The sequence below is a fragment of the Nocardia sp. NPDC051052 genome, assembly GCF_044456045.1.
GTDB lineage: Bacteria > Actinomycetota > Actinomycetes > Mycobacteriales > Mycobacteriaceae > Nocardia.
The window spans coordinates 144,568-160,959 of the sequence record NZ_JBITFL010000002.1 but is presented as its reverse complement, the minus strand read 5'-3'; the positions used below and the strand labels follow the sequence as shown (position 1 = coordinate 160,959).

The window sequence follows — 16,392 nt, the reverse complement described above, 5'->3', positions numbered from 1 at the left end:
GTGCGAGGCGGCCTGGCTCTGCCGCTAGCGTCGTTCGATGGTCTTCCGTAGCGCGGTGTCGGAGCGTTGCATCGCGAGCCGGACGGCTGGTTCGATGGTGCGTCCCAACACTTTCCCGCGAACCCGCCTGGCAGAGTGTAATCGATATCGACGGTCACCTCGGTCTTGTGCTCGCCGAGCGACTGAAATCGCGAGGTCGATTGCGAGGGGAGCGCGGACACCGACGTCACGCTGACGTGCGAGTTCGGCACCCACTCGGTGACCCGGACCGTCGATCGGGTGGTGATCGGGCCGAGGGTCAGGTTGCCGGTGTAAACCGCCCCGACGCCGACCGGCGTGTCACTGGCCAGATCGACCCGGCTGACCCCGAACACCCATTCGGCCGCATTACGCAGATCGGCACCATATTGGAACGCGAAATCGATGGGTACGGCAATGATTCCGCGGCAAGCCAATTGGGCCATCGTGCTCTCCTGTTCCGAAGGCACCGATGGGCACCCGCGGGTGGCTGCGCTCACCCCATCAACCATGCAATGAGCAACTGTTGCGTATAGCAATTATATGCCGACGGCTGCGAACGGCGAGTCGATCGAGGAGTTGTCGAACGGTCTGGCGCCGTTAGGTCACACGACCTATAATTAGGTCATGCGACCTAACGACGCGACGTTCACCGAGACCGCGCGTCGCGCGCAGATCGTCGAGTGCGCGATCGAGACGATCGCTGAGCTCGGGTACCACCAGTCGTCGGTTCGCAAGATCGCCGAGCGGGTCGGGGTGGCGATGAGCGTGGTGCAGTACCACTTCGGGAACAAGGACGAGATGGTGGCGGCGATCGTCGCGGAGTTGTATCGGACGGTGCTCGCGATCATGCTGCCCATGGTCGAGGCGGAGCAGACCGCGCGGGGCAAGCTGGCCGCCCACATCAGGGCGCACCTGAAATGCCTTGCGACGTACCGCTCGCAGCAGATCGCGTTGATGGAGATCGGCTCGAACTACTGCAGCGGTACCGGACAACGCCTGCACGAAGTCGGCGTGCCTCTCGAACCCGATCAGCTGGCCGATCTTGCGAAACTGGAGCTCGAAACGATATTCACGCTCGGTATCGAGACCGGCGAGTTCCGTGCGCTGTCACCGACTTCCATGGCCACCGCCGTGCGCGGCGCGATCGGTGCGGCACTGCTGCGATCGACGGGGGATCCCGACTTCGATGTCGTCGGCTACGGCGAGGATTTGGTCGTCGCGTTCGATTTGGCCACCAGGCACCTGTAACGAAAGAAGCAATGATGGCGCGAATTGTGATCGCGGCCTTCGGATCACGCGGAGACATCGTCCCGTTCACCGACGTCGGCTGTCGACTGCGGAACGCGGGCCACGACGTGGTGTTGACCGCTACGCCGGACCTCATCGACGAGATTGCCGGCTGCGGGTTGCGGGCCGTCCCGGTCGACTTCGAACTCGAACACGAACTGGACGAGGAAAATCCGCTGAAGGCAGCCAAGGAAATGTTGCTGCCCATGGGAATGCGCAAGCTCGGCGAGAACCTGCGTACCGCGCTGCACGACGTGCCGGCCGATGTCCTGTTGCTCTCCCCGTTCGCCGAGCTCGTCGGGCATCCGCTCGCCGAGGCGCGCGACATCCCGAGCATCGGCGTTCGCCTGCAGCCGCTCTCGACGACCGCGGCCTTCCCGCCGTCGTTGCTCGGAGCGTGGTCGGCGGGGGCGGTGCTCAATCGTGGCGCCGGGTGGTTCGCCACCGCGATGTTCGACCGAATGTACAGCAAGATTGTCGCAGGCTTCCGCGACCAGCTGGGCTTGCCGGCAGTGCCGCAGCGTACGCTGCGCCGACGGCGGACCGACGCCGAATGGCCGATCCTGCACGGCTTTTCGCCCAGTGTGCTGCCGCGTCCGGCGGATTGGCGTACTGGTCTCGACGTGGTCGGCTACTGGTGGCCGCAGCGCCCGGTCGACTGGACGCCACCGAGCGAGCTCGTCTCGTTTCTCGAATCAGGCTCGGCACCAGTATTTTTCGGACTGGGCAGCCTCATGCTCGGTAGGAGCGAGGCGTCCCGGGTCTCGGAGCTGGTCGCCGCCGCGCTGCACAAAGTCGGCATGCGCGGCGTGATCCAGTCGGGCGGGGCCGATCTCGCTGTCGTCGGCGACAGCATGGTGACCGTTGGCACCGTCCCGCACGACTGGCTGTTCGGAAGGGTTGCGGCGGTGGCGCATTCGTGCGGCGCGGGCACCATGGCGGCCGGTCTGCGCGCCGGCCTTCCCGCCGTTGCGGTGCCCTCACCGGGCGGTGACCAACCGTTCTGGGCGCGACGTCTTCGCGAACTCGGCGTCAGTTCAGCGACCGTGCCACGGCCCAAGCTCACCGCGGCACGGCTCGCCGACGCCGTCGACGTCGCACTCACCGAACCCGCCCACCGAAAAGCGGCGGAAGAATTGGCCGCCCGAATCGCCGAGGAAAATGGCGCCGCGCGCGTGGTCGCCGCGGTCGAACACCTTGTCCGGGCTTGACCGGAATCAACCTGCCGCGATCGTCCGTAGCTCACAGCGGGCAAGCTTGCCGGGTCTACCGGGCGATCATTCGACCAGGTCGAGGAATTGCCAGTGCGCGTTGGGTTGTGCGCCGCTGAGCCACTTTCCGCAGTTCTGCAGGACTATCGGGCCCGAGGTGATGTGCTGGGTGCCGGTGGTGAGATCGCGGAGGAATCGTTCGATCGGGCCGCGCCGGATTGCCGTTGTCGCTGCCCATCGGTGCACCGTCCGGCCGATGTCGTGCACGGTCCATGTCGTGTGGTTGAGCACTAGGCGGATCAGTGTTTCCTGTTCGGTGCTCAGCGGCTCACCGGCGTCCAGCGTTTCTTCATGACCCTGCCAGGCTTGCAACACCCATGCGCGGGCCGCGCGCAGCTTGGCTTCGGCGGTCGCGTAGTCGGCGTGGAACTGTGCGGTGTCGACGGCGGCGTGGGGAGTGCCGGACTTGTTCGCGGCGTAGAGCTTCAATTCGTCGAGTAGTCGCCGGCCGACACCGAGGGCCCAGCCGGTGTGCACGATGGCGGACATGTTCGCGACGCCGATGCGATAGATCGCGCCGCCATTGGTCGGGACTTTCGTTGTCGCGGGATAGGTATTCGCATGCGGGACATACACATCGGTGCAGTGATAGTCGATACTGCTTGTCGCGCGGAGGCCGAGCACGTCCCAGTTGTCGACGAGTGTCACCTGCGACTTGGGCATGGCCAGCATCCGCACCTCGTCGGTTCCCTCGACCCTGATCGCGCTGTGGATGTGGGTGGCCAGTGCCATACCGGAGGCGAACTGCCATTCGCCACTCACCAGGTAGCCGCCGTCGACCGGGACCGCGCGGCCGAGCCGGGTGCCCTGTCCGGCGAACAAGGCGTGCGCGCCCGCCGCGACATCGGGGAACAGCTCCGCCGCCACCGCACCGAGATAGGCCGCCGAGGTGCCGGTCACCATCTGCAACACCATCATTGTCCAGCCCGCCGCGGCGTCGTGATAGCTGAGCCGCTCGATCGTCTGGATCAACTGCCGCGGGCAGAATTCGTAACCACCGAGGTTCGCCGGCAGGCCTGCCCGGACCACCCCTGCGGCGAGCAAGGCCTGCGCGGTGTCCTCGGTGAGCCTGCCGAGTGTGTCGGCCGCCGCCGCGTTTGCTTCGACGGACTCACCGAGGGCGTCGATTCTTTCGAGCAGCGCGGGGAATTCGTCGCTGATGTGTAGTCGCGCCGAGGCTGTCATTTCACGATTATGCCTGTCATCCACGCCGCGATGTCGGCCCGCGCTCGGGGCCTGGCCGGTGGAATGTTTAAGTACACCAACGTGATCCGTTCAGGTCAGCTGGGCTGCCAGCCGCTTCGCGTTCATGTAGGCGATCGCCTCGATGGAGATCATCGGGTTGACGCCCGATGCGGTGGGAAAGCAGGAGCCGTCGGCGACAACGATATTGGCGACGTCCCAGGTGGCGCCGTCGGGGTTGGTGGCCGAGAGCTGCGGGGAGCCGCCCATTCGGGCCGAGCCCATGATGTGCAGGGCGCCCATCGCACAGTGTCCCGGACCGTAGCCCGCAGCGCGGCAGGAGGCGGCGAACTCGGCGTGCGAGCCGCGGCGGCCGGGTTCGTAGTCCACGCCTGCTTGATGGCCGGAGAAGATGCGTTGTGCTCCGGCGGCCTCGAGAATGCTTGCGGCGCCTTCGATTCCGGTGTGCAGGTGGGCCGCGTCGTAGCCGGACAGGCGGTAGTTGACGATCGGCTCGCCGGATTTGTCGACGGTGACCGTGCCCGAGTCGCGGTCGCGGGTGATGATGCCGATCGCAGTGGTGCGGGCGAAGTCGAGCATGGTCCGGCGGTGCGCGTCCGCACCGCGCCAGCCCATGAAACCGAGGGCCAGGCCTGGATGGAGCGGGCCCGTCTCGTAGACGACGCCGTAGCCGTTGCCATCGAGATCCGCGTGCTCACGGCAGATACGCCCTTGCAGCGCGCCCTCCCAGCCTCGCAGTTCCTCGTCGAAGACGCCGAACACCGCGGCGGCTGGATGCAGGCGCAAGTGGCGTCCGATGTTCTCGTTGCGCAAACCGGAACGGCGCAGCAATGCGGGCGTCTGCACCGCGCCCGCCGCGACGACGACGGCGCGGGCCCGCACCTCGATCTGTGCGCCGGATGCGGTTATTGCTGAAATGCCTTCGGCACGGCCATTTGTGACGTGGATGCGACGGACGTTCGCGTCGATGACCACCCGGGCACCGGCCGCGGCGGCGTCAGCGAGCCACGTCTTGGCCACGGACTGTTTGGCGCCGACGCGGCAGCCGTAACCGCAAGAGCCGCATTCGATTCCGGCGTCGCACGCGTCGGTGACGTTGCGCGGCAACGCGCTCACGTCCCAGCCGAGTGCCTGCGCGCCGCGTTCCAGCACACCATCACGAGCCGAGAGGGCGGAGCGGGTGTCGGTGACGGCGAGTCGGCTTCGCACCGCCGCGATGGCCTCGTCGAACTCGGCCTCGGCGAACTGCGCCGCACCCAGTTCGGCCCATTCCGCGCGAACGGAGTCAGGGGTGGGCAGTGAGGTGGTCCAGTTGACGACGGTCCCGCCGCCGAGGCAGGTACCCGCGACCAGGGTGATCTGCCCCTCGGCGGAACTGGCGCCTGGCGCGTAGAGCTGTTCCAGCGCGGCGAGTTCGCCCGCGCCGAAATCCCGGTCGTCGTAATAATTTCCGCGCTCCAGCACGATCACGTCGAGGCCCGCGCCGGCCAGTACGGCCGCCGCGGTACCGCCGCCCGCACCGGATCCGACGATCACCACATCGCACGTGAGCGAGGTGTTCTCGGTGCACCGCAGCGGCGTCAGCGCGGGTTGCGGGGCGGAACTGAGCGGTCCGGTCGGCCCGGGGTAGCCGATCTCCTTCCACAACGGGTTGGTGCCCGTTGGTCCCGGAGTCACGTTGTAGGCCAGCAGTGCTGCTTGTTTGAGCGCCTGGAAGATCGCGCGCACCGGCCCCAGTCGCGAATCGCCGAGCCGGAGCAGCGCCTGCTCGCGCTCCTGCTGCGACAGCGTGGAGAACCGACGCGGTCCCGCACCGAGCAGGACGCCGGTCGGCCGGGAATCCCACCACCCCAACAGCATTGCCAGCTGCTTGCGGTCGGCCTCGCGCGGGCTGCGGCTCAACAGCCGCAGCACGGTGTCGACCGCGCCGAGCTCGCTCGCCGGCGGCAAGGTCAACCCGTCCCCGGGAACGAACGTATCGCAGATCATGCTCAGCGCTGCCCGCTGCTCGACCGTCAGCTCCATCTGAAACTCCCCTTCGCCCATGTTGGTCGAGTTAATCACGTCCGCCGCCGATTGGCGTCAAGATCCAGGTAGCAGCCCTGCGGCAGCGGAATGTGCATTCACTTACTTGCCGTTGATGCCCGTCAGCGCTCAGGACCGCGCGGGCAGTTGGACCGTAACGCGCAGTCCCCCGGTGGGGCGGGGGACGAGGGTGAGGGTTCCGGCGTGAGCCCGGGTGATGCTGTTGACGATGGCCAGGCCGAGGCCGACGCCCGCGTGGTGCGTGCGGATCCGTTCCGTGCCGCGCCGGAACGGCTCGACCAGGGTGGAAACCGAGGGGGGAGTGAGCGTTTCGCCGGTGTTCTCGACCGTGAGCAGCACACCGTTCGGCACAAAGCTGGTCGTGACCGCCACGGTGCCGTGCTCCGGCACATTGTGGACGATCGCGTTGTGCACGAGGTTCATCGTCAGGTGCAGCAGCAGGGCGGGAGAGCCGATGGTTGGGGTGACGTCGCCGGAGATGTAGAGGGTGACGCCGAGCCTTTCGGCCAGGGGGAGAAGGGTTTCGGCGGCTTCTTCGACGAGCAGGGACAGGTCGACGGGTTCGCGGGTGAAGGACCGTTGGTCTGCGCGGCTGAGCACGAGCAATGCTTCGGTGAGGTCGATCGCTCGCGCGTTGACGGCGTGCAGACGGTCGGCGAGGTCGCCGGCGTCCTGGGTGGGATCGTTGCGGGCCACGTCGAGAAGTGCCTGCGTGATCGCCAGCGGAGTGCGCAGTTCGTGTGAGGCGTTGGCGGCGAACCGCTGCTGTTCGGCGACGTGTGCCGCGAGCCGGGTGAGCATCGTGTCGAAGGCGTCGGCGAGCTCGCGGAACTCGTCGGCCCGGCCCGGTAGCCGGATGCGGTGCGCGAGTGACCCGTTCGCGGCCATCCGGGTGGCGGCCGTGATGCGGGTCAGCGGGGCGAGCATCCAGCCGGCGAGCAGCCACCCGCCCACCAGGCCGACCGTCAGCAGAAAAGCCATCACGACGGCCACGAACGGAACGAAGGCACGCAACAGGGCCGCGCGGTCGATCCAGAAGTTGCCGCTGGTGCTGATCAAACCGTCGGGCAGAAACCACAGGTAGAAGACGCACACGGCGCCGCACAGCAAGGCACCGACGACCATGATGAAACCGGCGTAGCTGAGGGTGAGTTTGAGGCGAACACTCAACCCGGGCTGCCTAGGCACGGTCCGCGCCCGCACGTCCGGTGTCGATCCGGTACCCGGCCCCGGCCACGGTGGCGATGACCCAGGGTTCGCCGAGCCGTTTGCGCAGTGCCGAGACGGTGATGCGCACGGCGTTGGTGAACGGGTCCGCGTTCTCATCCCACGCCCGTTCCAGGAGTTCTTCGGCGCTGACCACACCGCCTTCCGCACCGACCAGGACTTCGAGCACGGCGAACTGTTTCCGGGTGAGCGCGACGTAGCGGCCGTCGCGGTAGACCTCGCGGCGGAACGGATCCAGCCGCAGCCCGGCGATCTCCCGCACCGGTGGTCTGGTGTTGGCCCGCCTTCGGTCGAGTGCTCTGAGCCTGAGCACTAGTTCTCGGAGGTCGAACGGCTTGGTGAGGTAGTCGTCGGCGCCGAGCCCGAACCCGGACGCCTTGTCGTCGAGGCGGTCGGCGGCGGTGAGCATCAGAATCGGCATGCCGCTGCCGGTAGCGACGATGTGTTCGGCGATCTCGTCGCCGGAGGGGCCGGGGATATCGCGGTCCAGGACGGCGATGTCGTAGGCGTTGACGCTCAACAGTTCCAGTGCGGTGCCGCCGTCACCGGCGATGTCGGCGGCGATCGCGTCCAGGCGCAGGCCATCGCGGATGGCCTCGGCCAGATAGGGTTCGTCCTCGACGATCAACACGCGCATAGACCCTCGATTCTCGCAGCCCAGGCATATCGTCGGCGTATCGAAAATCGCATACGCGCCGGCAACATCGCACTGCCTTGACTGAAGGCATGAATCGCAGTGAACCAGCGCGTCGTCGTCGTCGCCGATCGACCGTCTTTGCCGCCGTGGTAGTCGTCAGCGCGGCGGTGGCCGGTGTCGTTGTCTTCGAGGCGCTCCCGTCCCTGTCCTCGACCGCGCGATCAGGCGACAAGTTCGGCCCAGTGGTCGAAGATGGCGCCGTCCCGGCCGGCGTGACGGTGTTCGATGACGGAGTTCCGTCCGTGGCCAACCTCGACCCCGATTTGCTCGATGCCCTGCGCCGAGCCGCCACGGATGCTTCGGATGACGGGCTCGAGTTCGTCGTCAACAGTGGCTGGCGTTCCCCGGAGTACCAGAAACAGCTACTGCGCGAGGCGGTCTCGAAGTACGGGTCGGCGAAGGAAGCGGCCCGTTGGGTGGCCGCTCCCAATACGTCTGCGCACGTGTCGGGGGAGGCGGTCGATATCGGGCCCGTCGAGGCCGCGAGGTGGCTGTCCACGCACGGCGCCGAGTACGGGCTGTGCCAGATCTACGCCAATGAAGCCTGGCATTACGAACTTCGCCCTGAAGCCATCGATCACGGCTGCCCGGCTCGGTATGCCGACCCCACCCAGGATCCGAGGATGCAGCAGTGATCGGCACTGTCGAGACCAGATCGGTCGACCGGAACGCGTTGGCGCAGATAGCGTTCCGATTCTGCGTCGTCTATCTCGGTCTGTTCTGCCTGCTCCTCACCTACATCCCGTTCGCGCTGCTCGGCATCCTCGGCCGCTGGGTCCGCAAATACGTCGGACCGTGGGATATGTCCCTGACGGACCCGGTCACCGGTTGGGTGGGCCGCACGTTCTTCGGGGTCGACGCGGTGCTGCACGACGACTCCGGAGCGGGCGACCAGGCGGCCGTCTGGGTGCTCGTTCTCTGCCTCCTGGTCGTCGCGGTGGTGGCCACCGCGGTGTGGACGGCCTTCGACCGGCGTACCTCCTATCCCCGGCTGCTGGCCTGGTTCACGCTGTTCCTGCGACTGTGCCTGGGCGGGATGATGCTGTCGTTCGGGTTCGCCAAACTGTTCCCCACCCAAATGCCCGGCCCCACACTGGCACAGCTGTTGCAGCCGTACGGCGATTTCAGCCCCGCCTCGGTGCTGTGGCTGCAGATCGGCAGCTCTTATCCGTACGAGATGGCGCTCGGCGCAGTGGAAGTCATGGCAGGCCTGCTGCTGTTCGTGCCACGAACCGTGGTGCTCGGCGCCGCGGTGAGTCTGCTGAGCATGGCTCAAGTCCTCCTGACGAACATGACGTTCGACATTCCGGAGAAGCTGCTCTCCCTGCACCTGCTGCTGATGAGCCTGGTCCTGCTCGCTCCCCACCTCCAGCGCTTGGTGAATGTGTTTGTGCGACAACGCGCGTGCGAGCCCCTGACCCAACCCTCTCTGTTTACGGACGCCCGAAAGAACCGCATCGCCCTGTGGATTCAGGTGGCCTTCGGCCTGTGGGTCGCACTGGGTTGCGGCTATGACCGCTGGGTGGTCTGGCAAGGCCAGTACGGCGCCGGTAGCCCCAAATCCGAGCTATACGGCATCTGGGACGTGCGAGATTTCACCCTCGACGGACAGCCGATACCACCGCTGACCACCGACCAAAACCGTTGGCAACGACTCGTTTTCGACGACCCAGGGGTCGCAACCTACCAACGAATGAACGGCGAACTGATACCGGTCCGCGCCGACTTCCTCCCCACCGGACAGCTGGAACTCACCACAACGGACACCGCCAGCGAAAGGACCAGCGCCCAAACATCATTCGCAACGCTGTCCATCGAGCGCCCCACCCAAAACCAGCTGCTACTACGCGGAAAACTACATGACCACCCCGTCACCATCACCCTGGATCGCGTAAACCTGAACACCTTCACCTTGCGCAACCGCGGATTCCACTGGGTCCAAAACTACCCATACTTCCGCTAGCCGAATCCACCTGACTAGGGCTTGATCTGGGGTTTTGTGGGTTGTTCGGCGTGGGGGCTCGAGTTTGGGTCGGGATCTCGAGACTATGCCGGGTGTGAATGATGTTGTGGTGACGCAGGATATGGGTTTGGCGGTTCACTGAATGGACCGAACTATCACCTCCCGGCAGAAAGTCGGCCACGCTGGGCAAGACCCAGTGTTAGGAGGTGAATTGGAAATGAGTATTGAACAAATGGCACAGGCGCTGATCGACCTGACCGAGGCAGACGAGAAATCGTTGCGTACCTGGTCGGAGATCGAAGACGCCACCTTCACCGCGTACGCAAGCGCGTACCTCGGTGAGATCGTGCCGCCATGCAAGGGATGTCACACCAGCTAATGCTGTGACCTAGCGGATCGGTGGGGGCGCAGGCCATCGCGTTCCCACCTCGAAGACGAAGGAACGCAATGAATTCGGATCAGGCCAGCACGCCGATTTTGCTGCGTGCACGGCCGTTCACCGCGGTGGCCCCCAACTCGTGCAAGGACTTTCAAAGCCGGGTCGGCCGTCCGTCGGTAACCGATCCTGATGGGGCAACACCCTGTGTCGTGGTGCTCACCCGCGCGGCGGACCGGGAGGCCGACCACCTGTCGCTATGGTTGGCCGCCCAGGGAATTCCGTTGCTGCGCATCGACAGTGACCACTGTGTCGGGTCGAGCATAGTGTGGGATCCGGCGGTCGAGATGCTGCACTGGGAATCGCATGGATTCCGCCCCAGAGTGTGCTGGCAACGCTACTTCGCCACCGAGGCGATACCGCTTCCCGATGACGCGCTGCTCGCCCATTACGGCCGCGAGCAGTGGCCGGTGCTGGCCTCGGTGCTCTGCGGCGGCGCGACTCGAGCCGTCAACGCCGCGATTCGGCCCGGCAACCCCGATCGTGTCCGTCAGCTCGCCGCCGCGCGGGCGGCCGGGCTGCTGACTCCCGCGACAGTGGTCGCCACGAGGCTGGCCGACACCGTGGACGCCATCCCCGGCAACGGGGATCTGCTGGTGAAAAGCCTTGGGCGACATGCGGTCGAGACCCGGCCGGGCAGTCTGCGCGGAGTGTTCCCGCAGCGGGTGAGCCGGGCGCGGATGGCGGCGGAATCCGGTGTCGAGCCGGCCCCCGTGCTCGTCCAGGAGTTCGTGCCCGCGGCGAGCGAGCTGCGGGTCTACGCCGTGGCGCAACGCCTCATCGCTTACCGGGTCGCCCGGCCCAGCCCGGACGCCGTGTGGACCGACCCGACCTCGATACGAGTCGAACCGGCGGCGCTCCCACCCGAACTCGAGGCCGCGCTCGCCAAGCTGACCGCGCTATTCGGCCTCGATGTCGCCGCATACGACCTGCTCGACACAGCGGATGGACCGGTATTCCTCGAGGTCAATCCGGAGTGCGACTGGTCGTGGGCCGAACGGGCAGCAGGCGATATAACCACTTCGACCGCGGTGCGCGAATTCATCGCCGGGCTGTACGGAGCACGTGATGGCTAGAGTCAGGGTCGCGGCGTGCGGAGTGCTGTTCTGGGATGAGGGCACCCTGGTGTGGGACGACTACCTGCACCAACGCCAGCTTGCGCTGACCGAGAACAGCGAGGCGGTGCTGCGTTGGTTCGCGCAGTGGCGTGAACTCGACACCGCCGAACAGTCGGGTCCGCGCCATCGTGCAATCGCTGATCGTCTGCTGCAGACCGGCGTTCTGATCCAGGAGAACAGTGCCGAGCACGTGGCCGAGCACCGTCTGCTGACGGAATGGCGGGCGTGGGGACCTGCCACGCGCTACCACCACTTCGCCGGACGGACCGTGGCCGACACCCGATACTTGGAGGTGTGGGAGGACGAGGCACATTTCGCGGAGAAGGCCAAACAGGAGCCCCCGCCGCCGGCCGCCAAATCCTATCCGGGACAACCACTTATCTTGTTGCCCAAGGGCCGACCAGACGATGCCGGGTGGCCACGGCGCGACCTGCTCGACGTGCTCTACGCTCGCCGATCGACGCGCCAGTTCACCGATGACCCGGTATCGCTGGCGGCATTGGGTGCGGTCGTCCAGGTCGGCGGCGGGGCGGTCGAGGAAATGGACCACCCCGATATCGGCAAGGTGCTGTTCAAAACCAGTCCGTCGGCTGGCGCCAGGACGCCGCTCGAGCTGTATGTGTACGCGAATCGGGTGCAGGGCCTCGCGCCGGGGCTCTACCATTTCGCACCCCTGTCCGGCGGTCTCGAAAACCTCTGCCGCACGGCATCGGCGCAGGAGCTGCTCGACGCGGTGGGTGGGCAGCGGTGGCTGGCCGACTGTGCGTTCCTACTGATCTATACGGCCGTGCCCGCCCGAACCCGATGGCGCTACCAGAGCCGCCGCGCCTACCGAGACATCCTCATCGAATTGGGCCATGCCAGCCAGACGGTCCTGCTGACCGCGACCGCGATGGGCCTCGGCGCGGTCACGGCCACCGCGGTACGCGACGAACTGCTCGAGCGACTACTCGGCTGTGATCCCGTCACCGAACCGATATTGGCGGTGACCGCCGTCGCCGTTCCCCGTGATCCGGCGGCGAACCGATGATCACGGTGAAGCAAGAACCAATCCTGCGGCGCCGCAAAGACTTCCGCTTGCTGTGGTGCGGGCAGGCGGTGTCCCAGTTCGGTAGCCGAGGGTACGGCGTAGCAATCATGCTCTGGGTACTCGGCTCCGGTCATTCACCCAGCACGCTCGGCCTGGTGTCGTCGGTGACACTGGCGACTTTCACCGTCGCCATCCTGCCCGGCGGGTGGCTCGCCGACCGGTTGGATCGCCGACTGATCATGTGCACCGCCGACGCTGCCTCTGCACTGGCGACCGGCTCATTGGCCGTCGCGGCGGCAACCGGATTGTTCCAGTTGGCACATGTACTGACCGCAGTGGCCGTACTCGGCGCCGGGTGGGCGGTCCGGGGTACCGCCGAGCACACCGCGCTGCCCCACGTGGTTTCGACCGAGGAACTCCCCTCGGCCGTCGCGCTCGGCGAGGCGCGGGGTTATGCCACCGGCGTGCTCGGACCACCGGTCGCTGCCGCCACCTTCGGCTTCGGAGCATGGCTGCCGTTCCTCACCGACGCCGTCTCCTATGCTGTAGCCGGCTTCTGCGCGGCGTTGGTGCGCCGGCCGCTGCGCGCAACGGCCGCGGAACGCGGCCAGTCACCGCTCGCCGAACCTCCCCTGGCCGCGATCCGGGAGGGGCTGCGGTTCTTCTGGCACCACCGGTTCATTCGTATCACCGCCTTGTTGTCGGCGCTCACCGAATTCGTGGTCAACGGCTCCGGTCTCGTGGTGGTCGTGGTCCTGGTCCGCGCCGGTGTACCGGCTTACCTGGTGGGCGTGACCCTGGCCGCGGCCTACGCCGCAGGTCTGACCGGAACCGCGATACTCAAATCCGCCCGGCGCCATATTTCCCCCCATGCCCTGCTGGTCCTTTCGCCCGCCATCGGTGCACCGGCCGTGGGGGCCATCGCCTCCGGGAAACCGGTGGTCGCCGGAATTGCCTATGCAGCAGTGCTTTTGGTACGTCCAGCCTGGCCGATACTGGTCAGCACCCGCTGGCTCGACCTCGTCGAAGACGGTATGCGCGGGCGAGTCAGCGCCACCATCGACCTGGTATCAGCCGTCCCGATCACGTTTACTCCGCTGATAATCGGCTTGCTGCTCGCCGAATTCGCAGCTGCGCCAACCGCATTGCTGCTCGCCGGGCTACTGGCCGCGGCAACTGTTGTCACCGCGGCGAATTCGGCGATTCGGCAAGGTATCCGCAGGCCCACGACTGATGTCCGCTCTCCCCTGAAATTGGAAAAGTAATGAACACGAAACTCGGAAACAAGCTGTCTCGCGGATTCTCGGCACTGAAACGGGTCCGCCGAATCTGGTTGCTCGCCGGTGGGCTGGTCGTCATCGCGGTTGTCGTCGTCGTCGGTGTCCTCGTCGCCAACCGCTCGGCCCAGCCTGCGGTGTCAGTGCAGGGCGGGCCGTCGGGTGATCAGCTGCACCAGTTCCAAGGCGGTCAGCATGCCCCGTTCATCTCGCTGACCGACTACAAACCGTCCTACGACCGCCACGATCCCCATTACGTCCTTGTCGATGTGCGCGAAGCCGCAGCACGAGCCCAAAGCCACATCCCCGACGATATCTGGGTGCCGCTGGCCGACGCGCCGACGACGGGTTGGCAAACGTTGCAGCAGTATCGGGGCACCGTCGTGCTGGTGTTGTACTGCAACTGCCCCTGGCAGGAGGCCGCCAACGAATCGGTAGTCCTCAAAGAGCACGGGTTCACCGACGGCGACATGCGGGTGCTGCAGGAGGGTATCGGCGGCTGGCAGACAGCAGGCTATCCAGTCATCCGTGACACCGACCCGTGCGCTACCCATAGTTGGCCGCAGGCATGCAGCGGCTGACCCACTCGATGGCCGTGCTCATCGTCGCGCTTGTCGGTGCGGGTGGCATCAGTTGCGCCCGCACCCCCGCGCCGGTAACGATCAGCATCGATGCCGCCCTCAGCAATGGCGGGGTTTTCGATCCCGCGACCGTGACCGTCCCGGCCGGAACCGTGGTGACCTGGGTGCAGCACGACCCCGACCATCTGCAGACCGTGACCGCCGACGACGACAGCTTCGGCTCCTACTTCCTGCATACCGGGCAAAGCTACACGGTGCGGTTCAACTCTCCCGGCAGCTACCGATACCACTGCGATATCCACAACGGCATGCGCGGAGCTGTGATCGTCACATGAACCAGCGACCTGATCAACCCGACACCGGTGCCGCACCGGAAAAGTCCGCCGACCAGACCAGCCGGGTTGGCCGACGTCAAATACTCGGCGGCGCAGGCTTACTCGGCTTCGGCGTCGCCGCCGGAGCAGTGGCCGCGACCCTGACGCACACCCCGAGTGCTATCGATCGACAGCACTCTGCCGCCCTGGCCGCGCGCGGCTTCGCCGGGGCGCACCAGCCCGGCATCGCTGACCGTGCGCCGGCCCACCTGCTGTTCACCGCCTTCGACTTGCCTGTCGACACCCCCGTCGCCACGCACGACGGACTGCGCAGCCTGTTACGTGCCTGGAGCGATACCGCTACCACACTGATGACCGGAAACTCCGCCGACAACCACCATCTCGCGGCGGGCCTCGGCCCAGCCGGATTGGTCATCACCATCGGCCTCGGCGCCTCCGCCCTCGCCAAGGCCGGACTCGACACCGATATCCCGCAGGCGCTCGAACCGTTACCCGCCTTTCCCGGCGACGCACTCGACCCCGCCCACGGCGCAGGCGATCTGGGCCTGCAAGTCTGCGCGGAAGACCCGGTCATCGCCTTCGCCGCCACCCACGCCATGACCGCAACGGCCGCAAGCACTTTCGGAGCCCGGCCGCGCTGGTCCCAGCGCGGGTTCTTGCGCACCGCCGCCGCGGCCGACCAACCCGATGCCACACCACGCAACCTGATGGGCCAGATCGACGGCACCGACAACCCGATCCCAGGTGACGGCGCCTTCGAACAAGCCGTCTGGGCAAGCGATCCGGCTTGGATGTGCGGCGGCACCTACCTGGTCTGCCGACGCATCCGCATGCTGCTCGACCGATGGGAACAACAATCCATTCACACCCAGGAACGAATCATCGGACGCACCAAAGACACCGGCGCACCCCTATCCGGCGGCACCGAACACACCCCACCCGACTTCACTCGGCGCGACAACACCGGCAACGCCCTGATCCCCGCCAACGCCCACATCCGCCTCACCCACCCCGACCTCACCGGCGGAGTCCGCATGCTCCGCCGCGGCTACTCCTACGACGACGGCTACGACCCCACCGGTCAGCAGGACGTCGGCCTATTCTTTCAAGCCTTCCAAGCCAACCCGCACACCGCCTTCGTCCCCGCCCAACGCAGACTCGCCGAGCTCGACGCCCTGACACCATTCATCCGCCACGAATCCAGCGCCGTATTCGCCATCCCACCCGGCACCCAACCCGGTGGCTACATCGGCGAGCACTTGTTGGCGGGTTGACCAGGCCGACCTTCGCGGGAGCGGCGCTGAGCATCGTTCAGCGTGTCGGGCCGGGACCACCGTTGAACCCACAGTCCCTCGCCATCGTCCGGCAGTTGTCGTGGTAGGTGGAAAGGGGCGTCGATCGGTATACAGTTGCCACGAAAGGTGCTGCATGACAACAACTGCCGAGAACTAGACGACGACGAGCGGTGATCTGTCGGTGCGTTCGCGCGGCATTCGTCACAGGTCGCGCTCAGTCGCGCCCAGGGCCGAGGACGCAGAAGTCGTTGCCCTCGGGGTCGGCGAGGACCGTCCATGGGACGTCGCCCTGACCGACGTCGGCGGGGTCGCGCCGAGATCCTGGAGGTGCGTGACCAACTCCGCTTGGTGGGCCGCCGAGGTGGTGGCGAGGTCGACGTGTACCCGGTACCGCACGGTTTCGGGGTCCGGGACGGTGACGACGTCGATGTAGAGCGCGGCGGGGTCCGGCCACGTAAGGCCAACGGGCTCAACGTTGGTCACGCCTGGCCCCTCGCTGGAAACGCCCCAGCCGGGCGCGTCCGCCCAGAACTGGCCGAGCGCCGAGTCGTCCCGGGCCTTGATGTTGATTTGCACCAGCCGTGTCCCTCGGCGATCTTATGCTG

16 protein-coding genes and 1 pseudogene are annotated in these 16,392 nt (G+C 66.5%); 11 read left to right on the top strand and 6 right to left on the bottom strand.

Features of this window, described 5'->3' with window-relative positions:
- Positions 1 to 131: 131 nt before the first annotated feature.
- Positions 132 to 464, bottom strand: a pseudogene (locus ACIBCN_RS05785) (SRPBCC family protein); the annotation flags it as partial.
- Between the two features lie 181 nt (positions 465 to 645).
- Here ACIBCN_RS05785 and ACIBCN_RS05780 point away from each other — a divergent pair.
- Together ACIBCN_RS05780 and ACIBCN_RS05775 are read left to right on the top strand one after the other, a co-directional pair.
- The gene (locus ACIBCN_RS05780; protein WP_396990340.1) at positions 646 to 1,269 is read left to right on the top strand and encodes a TetR/AcrR family transcriptional regulator; all 624 of its coding nucleotides are present in this window, start codon (positions 646 to 648) and stop codon (positions 1,267 to 1,269) included.
- A 14-nt stretch (positions 1,270 to 1,283) separates the two neighbouring features.
- Positions 1,284 to 2,519: a glycosyltransferase gene (locus tag ACIBCN_RS05775; protein WP_396991142.1), complete on the top strand. Its 1,236-nt coding sequence runs from the start codon at positions 1,284 to 1,286 to the stop codon at positions 2,517 to 2,519.
- A 66-nt stretch (positions 2,520 to 2,585) separates the two neighbouring features.
- Here ACIBCN_RS05775 and ACIBCN_RS05770 read toward each other — a convergent pair whose 3' ends face one another.
- The 4 genes from ACIBCN_RS05770 to ACIBCN_RS05755 all read right to left on the bottom strand — a co-directional run bounded on the left by ACIBCN_RS05770 (position 2,586) and on the right by ACIBCN_RS05755 (position 7,692).
- Positions 2,586 to 3,764 carry an acyl-CoA dehydrogenase family protein gene (locus ACIBCN_RS05770; protein ID WP_396990339.1) on the bottom strand — a complete coding sequence of 393 codons (1,179 nt, stop codon included), beginning with the start codon at positions 3,762 to 3,764 and terminating at the stop codon, positions 2,586 to 2,588.
- 90 nt (positions 3,765 to 3,854) lie between these two features.
- The gene (locus ACIBCN_RS05765; protein WP_396990338.1) at positions 3,855 to 5,807 is read right to left on the bottom strand and encodes an FAD-dependent oxidoreductase; all 1,953 of its coding nucleotides are present in this window, start codon (positions 5,805 to 5,807) and stop codon (positions 3,855 to 3,857) included.
- A 129-nt stretch (positions 5,808 to 5,936) separates the two neighbouring features.
- Positions 5,937 to 6,998 carry a sensor histidine kinase gene (locus ACIBCN_RS05760; protein ID WP_396990337.1) on the bottom strand — a complete coding sequence of 354 codons (1,062 nt, stop codon included), beginning with the start codon at positions 6,996 to 6,998 and terminating at the stop codon, positions 5,937 to 5,939.
- 10 nt (positions 6,999 to 7,008) lie between these two features.
- Entirely contained in the window at positions 7,009 to 7,692 is a 684-nt protein-coding gene (locus ACIBCN_RS05755) for a response regulator transcription factor (RefSeq protein WP_396990336.1), read from the bottom strand.
- A gap of 89 nt (positions 7,693 to 7,781) precedes the next feature.
- Between ACIBCN_RS05755 and ACIBCN_RS05750 the strand changes: the two genes are divergently transcribed.
- The 9 genes from ACIBCN_RS05750 (at position 7,782) to ACIBCN_RS05710 (ending at position 15,766) form a co-directional block, all read left to right on the top strand.
- The gene (locus ACIBCN_RS05750; protein WP_396990335.1) at positions 7,782 to 8,387 is read left to right on the top strand and encodes a M15 family metallopeptidase; all 606 of its coding nucleotides are present in this window, start codon (positions 7,782 to 7,784) and stop codon (positions 8,385 to 8,387) included.
- Positions 8,387 to 9,715, top strand: a complete 1,329-nt coding sequence (locus ACIBCN_RS05745) for a DoxX family protein (RefSeq protein WP_396991141.1) — start codon at positions 8,387 to 8,389, stop codon at positions 9,713 to 9,715. Before ACIBCN_RS05750 ends, ACIBCN_RS05745 begins: the two co-directional genes overlap by 1 nt.
- 217 nt (positions 9,716 to 9,932) lie before the next feature.
- Positions 9,933 to 10,094, top strand: a complete 162-nt coding sequence (locus ACIBCN_RS05740) for a hypothetical protein (protein ID WP_396990334.1) — start codon at positions 9,933 to 9,935, stop codon at positions 10,092 to 10,094.
- 68 nt (positions 10,095 to 10,162) lie between these two features.
- Positions 10,163 to 11,227 carry a RimK family alpha-L-glutamate ligase gene (locus tag ACIBCN_RS05735; RefSeq protein WP_396990333.1) on the top strand — a complete coding sequence of 355 codons (1,065 nt, stop codon included), beginning with the start codon at positions 10,163 to 10,165 and terminating at the stop codon, positions 11,225 to 11,227.
- Positions 11,220 to 12,299, top strand: coding sequence for a SagB/ThcOx family dehydrogenase (locus ACIBCN_RS05730; RefSeq protein ID WP_396990332.1), 1,080 nt, complete (start codon positions 11,220 to 11,222; stop codon positions 12,297 to 12,299). Before ACIBCN_RS05735 ends, ACIBCN_RS05730 begins: the two co-directional genes overlap by 8 nt.
- Positions 12,300 to 12,304: 5 nt before the next feature.
- Positions 12,305 to 13,564: an MFS transporter gene (locus ACIBCN_RS05725; protein WP_396990331.1), complete on the top strand. Its 1,260-nt coding sequence runs from the start codon at positions 12,305 to 12,307 to the stop codon at positions 13,562 to 13,564.
- Positions 13,564 to 14,157 carry a rhodanese-like domain-containing protein gene (locus ACIBCN_RS05720; RefSeq protein WP_396990330.1) on the top strand — a complete coding sequence of 198 codons (594 nt, stop codon included), beginning with the start codon at positions 13,564 to 13,566 and terminating at the stop codon, positions 14,155 to 14,157. The genes ACIBCN_RS05725 and ACIBCN_RS05720 overlap by 1 nt, the downstream gene beginning before the upstream one ends.
- Positions 14,145 to 14,492 (top strand): plastocyanin/azurin family copper-binding protein, encoded by a 348-nt coding sequence (locus ACIBCN_RS05715; protein ID WP_396990329.1) that lies wholly within the window; start codon positions 14,145 to 14,147, stop codon positions 14,490 to 14,492. The genes ACIBCN_RS05720 and ACIBCN_RS05715 overlap by 13 nt, the downstream gene beginning before the upstream one ends.
- Positions 14,489 to 15,766: a Dyp-type peroxidase gene (locus ACIBCN_RS05710; RefSeq protein WP_396990328.1), complete on the top strand. Its 1,278-nt coding sequence runs from the start codon at positions 14,489 to 14,491 to the stop codon at positions 15,764 to 15,766. The genes ACIBCN_RS05715 and ACIBCN_RS05710 overlap by 4 nt, the downstream gene beginning before the upstream one ends.
- 222 nt (positions 15,767 to 15,988) lie before the next feature.
- On the opposite strand, the gene ACIBCN_RS05705 is transcribed toward ACIBCN_RS05710, so the two are convergent.
- Entirely contained in the window at positions 15,989 to 16,363 is a 375-nt protein-coding gene (locus tag ACIBCN_RS05705) for a VOC family protein (protein ID WP_396990327.1), read from the bottom strand.
- Positions 16,364 to 16,392: the final 29 nt, after the last annotated feature.